We start from the raw sequence: 15,127 nt of genomic DNA on the forward strand, positions 1-15,127 counted from the left end.
CCTTCTGGCGCGAGTGTCGCGCTTAGTTCTTGACAGCCAGCCGCACCGAGCCGTCGTCGGCCGTGCGGGCGGAGGAGCCCGGGCGCACGCGGGCGCCGGTCACGAAGTAGGCGTGCAGGTCGTGCGCAAAGCGGTTCAGCTTGTTGATGACGCCCTTGTTGCCACGGCTCAGTGCGTTGTAGCCGAGCACCGCCGGGATCGCCACGGCCAGGCCGAAGGCGGTCATGATCAGGGCTTCGCCCACGGGGCCGGCCACCTTGTCGATGGTCGGCACGCCCGAGGCGCCAATGCCGATCAGCGCGTGGTAGATGCCCCACACCGTGCCGAACAGGCCGACGAACGGCGCGGTGGAGCCCACCGAGGCCAGCACCGCCAGGCCCGACTGCATGCGCGACACCGCCTCGTCGATCGAGCTCTTCAGCGAGCGGGTCAGCCAGTCGGAGATGTCGAGCTGGTCGTGCAGTTGCGGCTGGCTGGCGCGGTGGTGCTGCGCCGCTTCCTTGCCGGTCATGGCCAGCGTGCGGAACGGATTGGCATCGCTCGCGCCGAGTGTTTCCAGCGCGTGGTCGAAGTCATCCGAGTGCCAGAAGCGCTTTTCCGCGCCATTTGCCATCTTCTTGAGGCGAACCAGATCCCACGCCTTGGTGAGAATCACGATCCACGACAACAGCGACATGATGAGCAGAATGATGGCGGTCGCTCGCATGACGAAGTCGCCTTGCGACCAGAGGTGGGAGAGTCCGAGGTCCTGCATGGTGGTTCCTGGTGTCAGTGTTTGGGAAAGATCGGAAAATTCCGGGAAATCAGTTCAGCTCGAAGTTGATCGGCTGCTGGGCGGTCACGGCCACGGCGCGGCCATTGTCCAAATAGGGCTTGCAACGCATGCGCTGCACGGCATCCACTGCAGCCTGGTCCAGTCGGCTCGAGCCGCTCGACGTGACCACCGCGGTCTTGACCACGCGGCCAGACTCATCGGTCGTCAGACGAACAACAGCCTTGCCGGTTTCACCCATTCGGCGCGATTGCGACGGATAGGCCACTTGCGGCGGCGAACAGGCGATCTCGCCGATGCCGACAGCGCGCGGCGCGGCATTGGCCGATACGGGCGGCGAAGGCGGTTCGGCAGGCGCCGGCGGGGCAGGGGGGGGCGGCGGGGCTTCGATGGCCGTCGGCGAGGGCGGCAGCGAGGCTACGGGTTCCGGGGTCGGCTGCGGCTTCGGCGGGGTCGGGCGCGGTGTTACCACCTTCACCTGCTTCGGGGGCGTCTGCGGTTGCGGCTTGGGCGGCTCCGGCGCCGGAGGCTGCTTGGGCGGCTCCATCGGGATGATACGGGCGATGATCTCGGGCGCGATGACCGCTTCGGTCAGTTTGCGCGCCAGGCCGCTCTGGATCAGGTAAAGCAGCCCGACGTGGAACAACAGGACAGCAACAGTGATCTTGAGGAAACGTTGATCGAACATGAGAGATACGACAGGTATTCGAAATGGGCAGGCGGCGCGCGTCTGTACTCGCTCACTTGCGATAGAACAGGATCAGCGAGATGCCACATCCGACCAGCAGGCTCAATAGCAATTCCATGATAACGCTCCTGATGTACAGCCACGTGAACCGGAGAAAACCGTGAAACGGGGTTGCTGGGGAGCGCCACTCTTGGGCAGCGTAGCGGCACAGTATAAACGATAATGATTCTTATTTGTTGCGCATTGTGCAATGCAATCGTCGAATTACGATATCCGATTGCGTGAGGTGGGTGCGTGGGCGCCCGCGCGTCGGTGGGTGTCTGCAATGCCCCATCGGCGGCAAACCGCGCTAGGATGGAAGAAAGCAGCGTGATAACAGCGTGACAAACATCGGCAGCCTGGTACTGGTGGCGCCCCCGCGGTCCGGACGCCCGCCAGCCCAAGCGAAGGGAATGGCCATGGACTTCACCCGTTTTGCTGAAGACGACCGCCCGACGCTCCTGCGTGCCGCGCCCGGCGTGGCGGGGACCTCGGCCCTTGACTGGATGTGCGCCCAGTTCGCGCTGCGCGTGGTCTGCGCGCTGGGGCCGCGCTTCAATCTGCGCAGCAATATCAACGACGTGCTGACGGTCAGCGCCCAGGAAATGGTCTGGCCCTATGGCGTGGTGCTGCGCGTCCAGCGCTTCCTGTCCGCGCGCTGCGCGGACATGCCCGCGTGGAAGGGCGCCTCGCGGCTGACCCCAGAAGAGTTCCTCGAGCGGCATGGCCAATGGAATAGCGCCTTCGACGAAAGTGCGCTGTTTTACTATCTCGATGAGTACGTGAAGCACCATGCCAAGGACATGTTCGCCGTGTTCGATGCGTCGGCTGCCGCGATTGCCTCGCGCCTCCACGGCGAGCGGGTGCTGCTGGTGCGCAACATCGACATGCTCAGCCATGTGCTGAACCTGCCCGAGCATGAACGCAAGCTGCTGCTGTATGCCGCGCTGGCCAAGTACAAGCGCGACCTGCGTGCGGTGATGGTCGATTGCAAGGTCGCGCACAGTCAGGAGGCGTTCCAGATCCTGGCCGGCCTGACCGGCGCCAGCCCCGCCGATATCGCTGTTTCACTACGTCCCGGCTCGCGGCTCGAGACGCTGAACCTGATCGAGCAGCCGCTGCCCGAGAACAGCGTCACGGACCTCGGCGACCTGATGCGCCTGTCCGATCGTCTGCTGCACGTGCTGCTCGGCAACTACGCCAGCGACGCGGAGATGATGGCCGTGTTCACGCGGCCCGCTGCGCCGCCGACGCTGGGCACGAGCGACTATCCGCATGTGGAGACCGACGCGCGCTACCTGTCCGCGCTGCTGGGCAACGCCACGCGCCAGAACGCCGCAGGGGTGAACGTGCTGATCTACGGCCCGCCGGGCACCGGCAAGACCGAGTTCGCGCGGCTGCTGGCGCGCGAGGCGGACTGCGAACTCTACGAGGTGGATTGCTTCGACCGCGACGGCAACTCGCTCTCAGGCAAGGACCGCTATCGCTCCCTGCAGGTGTCGCAGGCCTTCCTGCGCGGCCGGCCGCGTACGGCCTTGTTGTTCGATGAGGTGGAAGACGTATTCCCAGGCAGTGCGCGCGAGCTGATGAGCCTGTTCGGGCAGGAGGACACGCGCGGCTCGGTCAACGGCAAGGCGTGGGTCAACCAGACGCTGGAGCAGAATCCGGTGCCGGTGATCTGGATCTCGAATTCGATCCGCCAGATCGATCCCGCGTACCTGCGGCGCTTCCAGTTCCATCTGGAATTAAAGATTCCGCCACCTCTGGTGCGCGAGAACATCATCCGCAAGCATCTGGGCGGACTCGATGTCAGCGACGCGTTCATCGCCACGCTGGCCGCGCGCAAGACGCTGACGCCGGCGCAGGTGCAATCGGCGGCGCGGTTCGTGGAACTGGCGCGCAGCGACGTCGATGAACCCGTGGAGGCGCTGATCCTGCGCCAGCTCGAACACGCCGACCGCGCGATGGGGCTGCGCCCCGAGGCCGAGGCGCGGCCCGTGGTGACGCGCTACCGGCTCGACAACCTCAATATCGAATCGCGCTACGCGGTGGAAAAGATCGTCCAGGCGCTCGGCGCGCGCCAGCGCGGCACGCTGTGTTTCTATGGGCCGCCGGGCACTGGCAAGACGGCGCTGGCCGAGCACATCGCGGCGGAACTGGACCTGCCGCTGATGATCCGCCGCGCTTCTGACCTGATGAGCAAGTACGTCGGTGAGACGGAGCAGCAGATCGCGGCGATGTTCGCGCGTGCAGAAGAGGACGGTGCGGTGCTGTTGCTCGACGAGGCCGACAGTTTCATGCAGAGCCGGCAGCAGGCGGTGCGCAACTACGAGGTGTCGGAAGTCAACGAAATGCTCCAGGGCATGGAGCGCTTCAATGGCATCTTCCTCTGTACGACCAATCTGTTCGACCGGATTGACGAAGCGGCGCTGCGGCGGTTCTCGTTCAAGATCCGCTTCCTGTCGCTCAAGCCGCAGCAACGCGTGACGATGTTCGTGGATGAGGCGCTCGAAGGCGATCCCGCGCGCATGACCGAGACGATCCAGCGCGAACTCGATTCGATGGATTGCCTGACGCCGGGCGACTTCGCCACGGTCAAGCGGCAGTCGGTGGTGCTCGGCGAAGCGCTGACCCCGGACGAGTTTCTGGCGCAATTACGACAGGAACACGCGATCAAGCCCGAGGTGCGGCATCACAAGCCGCTGGGGTTCATCCAATAGCCGGCAAGGCGTCGCCGGGATCAGAGCGGCGGCGCTGGCTCGATGACTACGGTTTCTGCGAGGGTATCCACGTTCAGCAGCGTCGCCGCCATCGCACGCAGGTGCGCGGCGTCGCGTGTGGACGCATAGCGGTCTTGCGGCACCGCATCGGGTGCGGCGGCGAGGTCGTGTTCAACGAGCTTGCGCGCAAGTTGCCGGGCGATGGCACTGCCGGTGTCCACTAGGGCGAGACGATTGCCGACCATCGCGCGGATGGTGTCGGAGAGAAACGGATAGTGGGTGCAGCCGAGTACGAGCGTGTCGGCGCCGGCGTCCAGCATCGGGGTCAGCAGGCCTTCGAGCCGCGCGCGCACCGCAGGGCCAGAGACATCGCCCTGTTCGATACGGGCGACGAGGTCGAGACCGGCCGCGCACAGATAACGGCTTTCGCCTTCCAGCGACGTCAGCAATCGATTGAACTTGGCGCTGCGCAGCGTGTTGGCCGTGGCGAGCACGCCCACCACCTTGCTGCGGCTGGCCGCCGCGGCCGGCTTCAGGCCGGGTTCGACGCCGATGATCGGCAGCGGCAATGTCTCGCGCAGGGTTTGAACGGCATGCATCGTGGCCGTATTGCAGGCAATGACGAGCGCCTTGCAGCCCTGTGCCACCAGCCATTCGCAGACTTGCAGCGTGCGCGCCTCGACGAAGCGTTCGGGTTTTTCGCCATACGGCGCGTAGCGCGAGTCGGCCACGTAGAGCAGGGACTCATGCGGCAGCAGCGCGCGGATTTCGCGCAGCACCGAGAGGCCGCCGAGGCCGGAATCGAAAACGCCGATGGGAGAGGGATTCACGGAAGGGAGGAGAGTGGCGTTCCCCTTCTATATATAGAGGGGGAACGCCGGCAGGGCCGCAGGGCCCTGGCCGGTTATGCCGCAGCGACCGGAATCTTGCCGATCTTGGCTTGCCACTCGGCGGGGCCGGTCTTGTGCACCGACGTACCCGAGCTGTCCACGGCCACCGTCACGGGCATGTCCTTGACGTCGAACTCGTAGATGGCTTCCATGCCGAGATCTTCGAAGGCCAGCACCTTGGCGCCGCGAATCGCCTTCGACACCAGGTAGGCCGCGCCACCCACGGCCATCAGGTAGGCCGACTTGTGCTTCTGGATCGATTCGATCGCCACCGGGCCGCGCTCGGCCTTGCCGATCATCGCGATCAGGCCGGTCTGGGCCAGCATGGTCTCGGTGAACTTGTCCATGCGGGTCGCCGTGGTGGGGCCGGCCGGGCCGACCACCTCGTCACGCACCGGATCGACCGGGCCGACGTAGTAGATCACGCGGTTGGTGAAGTCGATCGGCAGCGATTCGCCCTTGGCCAGCATGTCGGCGATGCGCTTGTGCGCGGCGTCGCGGCCGGTCAGCATCTTGCCGTTCAGCAGTAGCGTCTGGCCGGGCTTCCACGAAGCGACTTCCTCGGGCGTCAGCGTGTTCAGGTCCACACTCTTCGACGTCTCGGTGTTCGGCGCCCATTCCACCTGCGGCCAGGCCGACAGGTCCGGGGCTTCCAGCTTGGCCGGGCCGCTGCCGTCCAGCGTGAAGTGCACGTGGCGCGTGGCCGCGCAGTTCGGGATCATCGCCACGGGCTTGGAAGCCGCGTGGGTCGGGGTAGCCATGATCTTGACGTCGAGCACGGTGGCCAGGCCGCCCAGGCCCTGCGCGCCAATGCCGAGCGCGTTGACCTTTTCGTACAGTTCCACGCGCATTTCCTCGACCCAGTCCTGCGGGCCGCGGGCGATGATGTCCTGGATATCGATGGACTCCATCAGCGATTCCTTGGCCATCAGCATGGCCTTCTCGGCCGTGCCGCCGATGCCGATGCCCAGCATGCCGGGCGGGCACCAGCCGGCGCCCATGGTCGGCACGGTCTTCAGGACCCAGTCGACGATGGAATCGGACGGGTTCAGCATCACGAACTTCGACTTGTTCTCGGAGCCGCCGCCCTTGGCCGCGACCTGGATGTCCACGGTGTTGCCCGGCACCACCTCGTAGTGGATCACGGCCGGCGTGTTGTCCTTGGTGTTCTTGCGGGCGCCTTCGGGCGGGCTCACGATCGACGCGCGCAGCACGTTGTCCGGGTGCGTGTAACCGCGACGCACGCCTTCGTTGATCATGTCCGACAGGCCCATCGTGGCGCGATCCCAGCGCACGTCCATCCCCACCTTGACGAAGATCGTGACGATGCCGGTGTCCTGGCACAGCGGACGCTTGCCTTCGGCGCACATGCGGCTGTTGGTCAGGATCTGCGCAATCGCGTCCTTGGCGGCCGGACTCTGCTCCAACTCATAGGCACGGCCCAGGCTGGTGATGTAGTCCATCGGGTGGTAATAGCTGATGTACTGCAGCGAGTCGGCGACGCTCTGGATGAGGTCTTCTTGCTTGATGACGGTCATTTTTGTGGGGGAGGGCAGCGGTGAAACACAGCCCGGGATGATACACCGTGGCGGCGCCGGCTGCGGGAATGCATACAGCCGTCGACACCCGGAAAGCGGCACCGAAAGTGGCGAATACGCCATCTGGTGCGAGGGGGAGCGTTAGTGCGCCTGCTGCGGCACGTGCGGTTGGGACACCATGCGGTCCACCCATGCCATGGCCAGTGCCGAAGCCAGGAAGGCCACGTGGATGATCACCTGCCACATGATGGTGTGGTGAGAGCGTTGTTCGGCGTCGATGAAGGTCTTCAGCAGGTGGATCGACGAAATGCCGATCAGCGCCATCGACAGCTTCACCTTCAGCACGCCGGCATTGACGTGGTCAAGCCACTCGGGCTCGTCGGGGTGATTGTCGATGCCCAGGCGCGAGACAAAGGTCTCGTAGCCGCCCACGATCACCATGATCAGCAGGTTGGAAATCATCACCACGTCGATCAGGCCGAGTACCACCAGCATGATCTTGGTCTCGTCGAACGTGGTGACATGGGACAGCAGGTGCCAGACTTCGACCAGGAAGTGATAGACGTAGACGCCCTGCGCGACGATCAGGCCGAGGTAGAGCGGCAGCTGGAGCCAGCGGGAGGCGAAGATGATGCGGGGGATGGGGCGGAGCGGGGTGTATGACATGGGGTGCGCAAACGTGAAGTAAATGTCATCAGACAATCAAAGGCAGGTCTGATTGTACCTTGTGCGTCCCATCGTCCAGATGACAGGTTTGCGCTGCGGCACGTGCCGGTGCTAGCCTAGTAGAGCCGGCTGCACTTGTGGCCAGGTTGCGCCCCCGCCTCCCTCCGATCTGATTTGCTGCATCGCAGCACTGCATGCGCCGTCGCGCATGGCGACTCCGTCAGGTTTAAGTAAGCCGCCGGGCGTACCTTCCAGCCAAAAGCAAGCAGTCCTAAGCCAAACAGGAGACAAGCCATGTCGGCCATCGAATCGGTGATGCAGGAGCATCGCGTTTTCCCACCCCCTGAGTCGTTCGCCAAGACGGCGGCTATTCCCAGCATGGCGGCCTATCAGGCCCTGTGCGACGAAGCCGAGCGCGACTACGAGGGGTTCTGGGCGCGCCACGCCCGCGAGCTGCTGCACTGGGACAAGCCGTTCACCAAGGTGCTCGACGAAAGCAACGCGCCGTTCTACAAGTGGTTCGAGGACGGCCAGCTCAATGCCTCGTACAACTGCCTGGAACGCAATATCGAGCAGGGACTTGGCGAGAAAATCGCCATCGTCTTCGAGGCGGATGACGGCACCGTGAGCCGCGTCAGCTACAAGGAACTGCTGGCCAAGGTCAGCCGTTTTGCGAATGGTCTCAAGGCGCTCGGCGTCAAGAAGGGCGACCGCGTGGTCATCTACATGCCGATGTCCGTGGAAGGCGTGGTCGCCATGCAGGCCTGCGCCCGCATCGGCGCCACCCATTCGGTGGTGTTCGGCGGATTTTCGGCCAAATCGCTGCAGGAGCGGCTGGTTGATGTGGGCGCCGTGGCACTGATCACCGCCGACGAACAGATGCGCGGCGGCAAGGCGCTGCCGCTCAAGGCCATCGCCGACGAAGCCCTGGCGCTGGGCGGCTGCGAGGCCGTCAAGCACGTAGTGGTCTATCGCCGCACCGGCGGCAAGGTGGCCTGGACCGAAGGCCGCGACCGCTGGATGGAAGACGTCTCCGCCGGCCAGCCCGACGCCTGCGCCGCCGAGCCGGTGGATGCCGAGCATCCGTTGTTCGTGCTCTACACCTCCGGATCGACGGGCAAGCCGAAGGGCGTGCAGCACAGCACGGGCGGCTACCTGCTCTGGTCGCTGATGACGATGCGCTGGACCTTCGACATCAAGCCGGACGACCTGTTCTGGTGTACCGCCGACATCGGCTGGGTCACTGGCCACACCTATATTGCCTACGGCCCGCTGGCGGCCGGCGCCACGCAGGTGGTGTTCGAGGGCGTGCCCACGTTCCCGAACGCCGGCCGCTTCTGGGACATGATCCAGCGCCACAAGGTCAGCATCTTCTACACCGCGCCGACGGCCATCCGTTCGCTGATCAAGGCCGCCGAGGCCGACGAGAAGATCCATCCGAAGCAGTACGATCTCTCCAGCCTGCGCCTGCTGGGCACGGTGGGCGAGCCGATCAACCCGGAAGCGTGGATGTGGTACTACAAGAACATCGGCGGCGAGCGTTGCCCGGTGGTCGACACCTTCTGGCAGACCGAGACCGGCGGCCACATGATCACGCCGCTGCCGGGCGCCACGCCGCTGGTGCCGGGCTCGTGCACGCTGCCGCTGCCGGGCATCATGGCGGCCATCGTCGATGAAACCGGGCAGGACGTGCCGAATGGCAGTGGCGGCATCCTGGTCGTCAAGCGTCCGTGGCCGTCGATGATCCGCACGATCTGGGGCGACCCGGAGCGCTTCAAGAAGAGCTATTTCCCCGAGGAACTGGGCGGCACGCTGTATCTGGCTGGCGATGGCTCCATCCGCGACAAGGAAACTGGCTACTTCACGATCATGGGCCGGATCGACGACGTGCTGAACGTGTCGGGCCACCGCATGGGCACGATGGAGATCGAATCGGCGCTGGTGTCGAACCCGCTGGTGGCCGAGGCCGCCGTGGTCGGTCGCCCGGATGACATGACCGGCGAGGCGATCTGCGCCTTCGTCGTGCTCAAGCGCACGCGCCCGACCGGCGACGAGGCGGTGAAGATCGCCACGGAGCTGCGCAACTGGGTCGGCAAGGAAATTGGACCGATTGCGAAGCCGAAGGACATCCGCTTTGGCGATAACCTGCCGAAGACCCGTTCGGGCAAGATCATGCGCCGGCTGTTGCGCTCGCTGGCCAAGAACGAGGAAATCACGCAGGATACGTCCACGCTCGAGAATCCGGCCATCCTCGATCAACTGAAGCAAGCGCAATAAGCGCCCCCGCCCGTGCGGGTTTCCTCCCATCCGATGCCGGCCGCGTGCCGGCATTTTCTTGAGTTCGCCCATGGCTGATGCCCAGTCGCGCTTCCGGCGCCGGCTGTTGCTCTACTACGGTCTGTTCACGCTCGGGCTGTTCGGCTTCATCGGCATGATGGGGCTGCTCGAGCATTCCAACGCCGACGCGCTGTGGCTCGGCTATGTCTTCCTGTTCGTCACAATTGCGATCTACGCCTGCATCGGCCTGATCTGCCGCACCTCGGACCTCAACGAGTATTACGTGGCGGGGCGACGGGTGCCGGCGCTGTTCAACGGCATGGCCATCGCCGCGGACTGGATGAGCGCGGCGTCGTTCATCGGCCTGGCCGGCATCCTGTTCGCCTCCGGCTACGAGGGGCTGGCCTACGTGATGGGCTGGACCGGCGGCTACTGCCTGGTGGCGTTCCTGTTGGCGCCGTATCTGCGCAAATATGGCGGCTATACGATCCCGGACTTCCTTGCGGCGCGCTACGGCAACGGAAAGCCCGGCGGCAACCTGCCGGTGCGGGCGATTGCGGTGCTGGCGGCCTCGCTGTGCTCCTTCGTCTATCTGGTGGCGCAGATCCAGGGCGTGGGGCTGATCGTCACGCGCTTTATCGGCGTGGAGTTCGCCGTGGGGGTGTTCTTCGGGCTTGCCGGCATCCTGGTCTGCTCGTTCCTGGGCGGCATGCGCGCGGTCACGTGGACCCAGGTGGCGCAGTACATCATGCTGATTGTGGCGTTTTTGCTAACCGTGTCGATGATTGCGTGGAAGCATCATCGCGAGGCGCTGCCGCAGGTCAGCTATGGCTCGCTGCTGGGCCAGATCGAACAGGCCGAGAAGCGGCTTGAGCACGATCCCGCGGAGCGGCAGGTGCGGGAGTTGTTTCGCCAGCAGGCGGTGATGCTGCAGGAGCGCATCGCGCGGCTGCCGCAGTCATTCGACGAAGAACGGCGCGTGCTGGACGATCGGCTCCAGGAACTGCGCACGCGCAACGCGCCGCTGCGCGAGATCAAGAGCGTGGAGCGCGAGCGGCTGGCGTTTCCCGTGGATATCGCCGACGCCCAGCAGCAGTGGAGCCAGATGCGGGAGGAGGCGCTGGCGCGCAGCCATGCCGCCACGCCATCGACCGAGCCTTACCCGGCGGCGTCCGAGGCGGAGCGGAAGACCAAGCGGCTCAACTTCGTCCTGCTGGTGTTCTGCCTGATGCTCGGCACGGCCAGCCTGCCGCACATCCTGACGCGGCTGTACACCACGCCGTCGGTCCGGGAAACGCGCAATTCGGTGGCCTGGGCCGTGTTTTTCATCGCGCTGCTCTATGTGTCGGCACCCACGCTGGCGGCGCTGGTCAAGGCCGAGTTCTTCCAGCACCTGGTCGGCACGCCGTTCGCGGAGCTGCCGCAGTGGGTGGTGCAATGGCGCAAGGTCGACCCGCCCGTGTTCGGCATCCGCGATGTGAATGGCGACGGCATCGTCCAGTGGGCGGAAATCCTGATCCAGCCGGACATGATTGTGCTGGCGGCGCCCGAGATCGCCGGGCTGCCGTACGTGATCTCGGGGCTGGTGGCGGCCGGCGCGCTGGCGGCGGCGCTGTCCACGGCGGACGGGTTGTTACTGACGATTGCCAACGCGCTGTCGCACGACGTCTACTACCACATGATCGACCGCCAGGCGAGCCACCAGCGCCGCGTGACGACCGCCAAGATCGTGCTGCTGGCGGTGGCGCTGTTCGCCTCCTACGTGACCTCGCTGCGGCCTGGCAACATCCTGTTCCTGGTGGGGGCGGCCTTCTCGCTGGCGGCGTCGAGCTTCTTCCCGGTGCTGGTCCTGGCCATCTTCTGGCGCCGAACCACGGCGGCCGGGGCGGTGGCGGGCATGGCCACCGGGCTGGGCGTGGCGATGTACTACATCTTCGTCAACTACCCGTTCTTCACGAAGATGACCGGAATCTTCGGCAACCGCTGGTTCGGCGTGGACCCGATCGCCTCCGGCGCCTTCGGCGTGCCGGCCGGGTTTGCCGTGGCCATCCTCGTGAGCCTGGTCACGCCGAGGAACGCACCGGTCATCGACCGGCTCGTCAATTACCTGCGAAAAGGGTAGGGCAGGTCACAACCACATCCCCGAGGGGGCTGGACAGCCCGAACGGCTCTGCTATAATCGCCGACTTCCCGGAGAGATGGATGAGTGGTTTAAGTCGCACGCCTGGAAAGCGTGTATAGGTTAATAGCCTATCCGGGGTTCGAATCCCCGTCTCTCCGCCAGTTTTTCTTGTCACTTCAGGGCTTGTGGCCGATTTTCCCGGCCATCGCCCTCGGCAATAGCCTTCCCCCAGTTAGAATCGAGAGCCAGAGACCCGGTAGGTCTCCGCCAACGTTCGTTCGCCTCGCTTCGGCCTGCACATGGCCGGCGCATTATTTCCCGGACATTCCTAGCACGACGCTTTGCGTCTTCTGTAGCGTCGCTGCCATCGTCGGCTCAGGGGTAGCTTCCATGAAGCGCTCCACGCGTTCTTCAATGACAACGTCCGGCTTTTCCTGCAAGACCATACGCACGAACAGTTCGTCGGTCGGCGTACCCCAGATGGAAACTACCCGGCCGAACGTCGCACTGAAGTAGGGGCTGATGGCCGATCCGAACGAATCGTGGAAAATCAGCAATGTCTTCGTGCGTGATGGGCAATCATTGCCGGCGAACTGCAGGATTCGGCTGACGTCGACGCCGGCCGGAGGCTGGACCTCCACGGCGTGACCGCAGCGTTGGAGCGTGGCCGCTATCTTTTCGGTTTCCTTTTTCGGACTGCGGCTCATGACGGCCAGGTCGCGCGGAAGCGGCAATTTGTCGTCAGCGAATTCCGTATCGGCGATTTGGAGCGTTGCGGGACGATACGCGTCGCCGAGCGAACGCATAATGGTGCGATATCCGATGTAGGCGCCGTATCCTGTCCAGTGCGTGTCTGTCTCGAAATAGAGACGATCGGCACCGGCCTTTTTCTCTTTTGCCAGGTCGGGAAGCAGATCCACTAGCGGCACGGAAGCTGAGACGTGCTGCTTGATCCGAGCAAAGCGGGAATCGCCGTCCCATTGGAAACGGCTGGGCAGCTTCTCCGGGAAAACGCTGTGCTTATCAGGCGCCGTGACAAACCGGTAGGTGATGCCTTGATGGTCCAGCCATGCAGCGCGGTCCGCCAGCGATTTTCTCCAGTTTTCCAGGCTCGCCTGCGTCGGGCTGCTCACCCGCTGCATATCGGCGAGCGAGTTATCGCCCGTGTAGAACAGCCAGCCGCCAGACCCCAGGATGACCCGTGTCGATCCCGACGTGCCAAAGACGTTTCGGCTGATATCGGCATGCAATGTCAGGAAACGGTCCCGTAAGCCAAAGTTGTCATTGACGAACGCTTCCATCTTGGGCGGATAAGCGACCACCTCCTTGAATGACGCAGGCAGCGACGGCATTGCCGTGAGCGTGCGCTTTTCCGCACTACTGTCATGGCTGCGCCAGAGGCCCACAAATGGAACGGCGACGGTCGCCGCGAAGAACGTGGTCAGCACCGCGTTAATGATGTTTCTCGAGTCGATCGATTGCATCATCAGAACCTGAAATAGATGAAGGGGTTATACGTGCTGAGCGCAAGCTGGGAGATGCTGATAATCAGAATCAGCGATGCGATGGTGCCGCGTGCGGTCAGCATTGGCAGCGACTTCGCGTCCGTGKGTTGAATCCGGATGCACCAGTCGGGCAGGGGTTCATTCGCGTGGGAAGGGAACCGGCGTGAGCGCCAATCCCGCGCGAAGAAGGTGAACATCGGCGTGGCGAGCACAATCCCAGCTACGAGTGTCGTCATGGCAACCGGGTCCATGGCGGCAACCAATTGCGGCGGCAAGCCTTGACCGTGGCCCTGGAAGAACATGGCCTTGAGGTAGGCGGTGGCACCGGCAAGCGTTTCGGCTCGGAAGAAGACCCATCCCACCATGACCACCAGAATCGTATAGGCACTCGACACCGATCGTGGTGCGGCATCGATCCAACGGCCCAGTCTGCCGCGCTCCAGTACGAGCATCACCCCATGGAATATGCCCCAAATGGCGAAGTTCCAGCTCGCGCCATGCCAGAGGCCGCAGAGGAAGAACACAGCAAACAGGTTCATGCGTACCCGGAAGCCCGATCCCCGATTACCACCGAGAGGAATGTAGAGGTAGTCGCGGAACCACGTCGACAGCGACAGGTGCCAGCGGCGCCAGAACTCGCGGATGGATCGCGCGATATACGGATAGTTGAAATTCTCGGTCAGTTCGAATCCGAACATACGGGCCAGACCGATGGCCATGTCGGAGTATCCAGAGAAATCAAAATAAATCTGGAGGGTATAGCAGGCAATGCCTAGCCATGCCGCGCTGGTGGAAAGTGTCCCGGGTGGGGTGCTGAATGCCTGATCTGCGATTTGCCCGAGGGTGTTGGCAATCAGGACCTTCTTCCCCAAGCCGAAAGCGAACCGTTCGACACCCGAAGCAAACCGCTCCACCGTGTTGCCACGACGGAGAATCTGGTCAGCAACATCGTAATAACGAATAATTGGCCCCGCCACGAGTTGGGGGAACATCGAAATATAGAGCCCCATGTCGAGTGGGCTTTTCAACGCTTCCGCTTCGCGGCGATAGATGTCCACCAGATAGGAAATAGCGTGGAACGTGAAGAATGAGATGCCTACAGGCAGCGGCAAGGCTTTTGTCTCGAAGGTCCGATGAAGCAGGGGCCCGAGCAATTCATTGACGATGGAAACCAGAAAGCTGGTGTACTTGTAATGCGCCAGCACCATCAAATTGATCGCTACCGCAAGCGAGAGGATGCCAAATTCTATCCGCCGCGACCGCGCGGATGACATGGCCAGGCCCACGCCCCAATTAAAAAGTATGGAAATAAGCATTAACCCGATATAGACGGGTTCGCCCCAGGCATAGAACAGCAGGCTGGCAGCCAGGAGCAACAGATTCCGATACATCGGCGCCAGCAAATAGTAAAGCGCTAGCGTGACGGGAAGGAAAAGGAACAGGAAGGCAGTCGAGCTGAAAACCACGAAATTGTCTCTTCTATTTTTCCTGGTGGTTTAAAGGCCACATGGATGTTCTTTGGATTTCGGATTTTAGCCGAGTCCGGTGAGAGTGGCGAAAATGGATGTCGATCGCCCCCCCGCACGGGTGCAACGAAATCAGCACTACTGTGCGATCAGACAGACAAGAAAAATGCGGAACCCGCTTGAAATTTCAGGAACGGCAGACCGGGTGTGCGTCGAGACTTGACGCAGTGCAAGCGCTACAGAGAGCACTTCCCGCTGTATTGCGGATGCGCTGATGACCACAAAACGCAGCTCGTATAGTTGTCGTAGCGGTTCGCAGCGTAGATCGCGCCAACGGTGGCCAACATCAAAAGTGCCAGGGCAACACGGTGAGTCATGCTCATGATCAGCCTCGTGTTTGGATGTTGGAAGAGGTGGCTGAGGCCGGAGGGACATCGTGACCTC

10 protein-coding genes and 1 tRNA gene are annotated in these 15,127 nt (G+C 63.5%); 4 read left to right on the forward strand and 7 right to left on the reverse strand.

From position 1 onward, the window contains the following. Positions 1 to 22 precede the first annotated feature (22 nt). Positions 23 to 754, reverse strand: coding sequence for a MotA/TolQ/ExbB proton channel family protein (locus AC1DFU_RS14250; protein ID WP_092289963.1), 732 nt, complete (start codon positions 752 to 754; stop codon positions 23 to 25). A gap of 49 nt (positions 755 to 803) precedes the next feature. Further along, the gene (locus AC1DFU_RS14255) at positions 804 to 1,460 is read right to left on the reverse strand and encodes an energy transducer TonB (protein ID WP_441590526.1); all 657 of its coding nucleotides are present in this window, start codon (positions 1,458 to 1,460) and stop codon (positions 804 to 806) included. Between the two features lie 458 nt (positions 1,461 to 1,918). On the opposite strand from AC1DFU_RS14255, the gene AC1DFU_RS14260 reads away from it, so the two are divergent. After that, on the forward strand, positions 1,919 to 4,219 hold the full coding sequence (locus tag AC1DFU_RS14260; protein ID WP_441590525.1) for an AAA family ATPase: 2,301 nt from the start codon (positions 1,919 to 1,921) through the stop codon (positions 4,217 to 4,219). Positions 4,220 to 4,239: 20 nt separating this feature from the next. Here AC1DFU_RS14260 and murI read toward each other — a convergent pair whose 3' ends face one another. The 3 genes from murI to AC1DFU_RS14275 form a co-directional block, all read right to left on the reverse strand. Further along, positions 4,240 to 5,049, reverse strand: coding sequence for a glutamate racemase (gene murI / locus AC1DFU_RS14265; protein ID WP_441590524.1), 810 nt, complete (start codon positions 5,047 to 5,049; stop codon positions 4,240 to 4,242). 74 nt (positions 5,050 to 5,123) lie between these two features. Continuing rightward, on the reverse strand, positions 5,124 to 6,647 hold the full coding sequence (locus AC1DFU_RS14270; protein ID WP_477159764.1) for a fumarate hydratase: 1,524 nt from the start codon (positions 6,645 to 6,647) through the stop codon (positions 5,124 to 5,126). Positions 6,648 to 6,788: 141 nt separating this feature from the next. Next, a complete protein-coding gene (locus tag AC1DFU_RS14275) occupies positions 6,789 to 7,313 on the reverse strand; it encodes a TIGR00645 family protein (RefSeq protein WP_092289953.1) in 525 nt (174 codons plus the stop codon). A gap of 294 nt (positions 7,314 to 7,607) precedes the next feature. Here AC1DFU_RS14275 and acs point away from each other — a divergent pair, with 294 nt between their 5' ends. The 3 genes from acs (at position 7,608) to AC1DFU_RS14290 (ending at position 11,873) form a co-directional block, all read left to right on the forward strand. Next, a complete protein-coding gene (gene acs, locus AC1DFU_RS14280) occupies positions 7,608 to 9,590 on the forward strand; it encodes an acetate--CoA ligase (RefSeq protein WP_092289952.1) in 1,983 nt (660 codons plus the stop codon). A 70-nt stretch (positions 9,591 to 9,660) separates the two neighbouring features. After that, positions 9,661 to 11,712: a VC_2705 family sodium/solute symporter gene (locus tag AC1DFU_RS14285; RefSeq protein ID WP_092289950.1), complete on the forward strand. Its 2,052-nt coding sequence runs from the start codon at positions 9,661 to 9,663 to the stop codon at positions 11,710 to 11,712. 70 nt (positions 11,713 to 11,782) lie between these two features. Beyond that, positions 11,783 to 11,873: transfer RNA gene (locus AC1DFU_RS14290), tRNA-Ser, on the forward strand. A 150-nt stretch (positions 11,874 to 12,023) separates the two neighbouring features. Here the strand turns inward: AC1DFU_RS14290 and AC1DFU_RS14295 are convergent. Together AC1DFU_RS14295 and AC1DFU_RS14300 are read right to left on the reverse strand one after the other, a co-directional pair. Continuing rightward, the gene (locus tag AC1DFU_RS14295; protein ID WP_092289949.1) at positions 12,024 to 13,199 is read right to left on the reverse strand and encodes an alginate O-acetyltransferase AlgX-related protein; all 1,176 of its coding nucleotides are present in this window, start codon (positions 13,197 to 13,199) and stop codon (positions 12,024 to 12,026) included. Next, on the reverse strand, positions 13,199 to 14,683 hold the full coding sequence (locus AC1DFU_RS14300) for an MBOAT family O-acyltransferase (RefSeq protein ID WP_477159863.1): 1,485 nt from the start codon (positions 14,681 to 14,683) through the stop codon (positions 13,199 to 13,201). Before AC1DFU_RS14300 ends, AC1DFU_RS14295 begins: the two co-directional genes overlap by 1 nt. Positions 14,684 to 15,127: the final 444 nt, after the last annotated feature.

This window comes from Cupriavidus sp. 10L45 (genome assembly GCF_056395225.1).

Bases quoted from the DNA above. Each gene is read 5' to 3' on its own strand.
- AC1DFU_RS14250 (WP_092289963.1), bottom strand. From the start codon at position 754: ATGCAGGACCTCGGACTCTCCCACCTCTGGTCGCAAGGCGACTTCGTC.
- AC1DFU_RS14255 (WP_441590526.1), bottom strand. From the start codon at position 1,460: ATGTTCGATCAACGTTTCCTCAAGATCACTGTTGCTGTCCTGTTGTTC.
- AC1DFU_RS14260 (WP_441590525.1), top strand. From the start codon at position 1,919: ATGGACTTCACCCGTTTTGCTGAAGACGACCGCCCGACGCTCCTGCGT.
- AC1DFU_RS14270 (WP_477159764.1), bottom strand. From the start codon at position 6,647: ATGACCGTCATCAAGCAAGAAGACCTCATCCAGAGCGTCGCCGACTCG.
- AC1DFU_RS14275 (WP_092289953.1), bottom strand. From the start codon at position 7,313: ATGTCATACACCCCGCTCCGCCCCATCCCCCGCATCATCTTCGCCTCC.
- acs (WP_092289952.1), top strand. From the start codon at position 7,608: ATGTCGGCCATCGAATCGGTGATGCAGGAGCATCGCGTTTTCCCACCC.
- AC1DFU_RS14285 (WP_092289950.1), top strand. From the start codon at position 9,661: ATGGCTGATGCCCAGTCGCGCTTCCGGCGCCGGCTGTTGCTCTACTAC.
- AC1DFU_RS14295 (WP_092289949.1), bottom strand. From the start codon at position 13,199: ATGATGCAATCGATCGACTCGAGAAACATCATTAACGCGGTGCTGACC.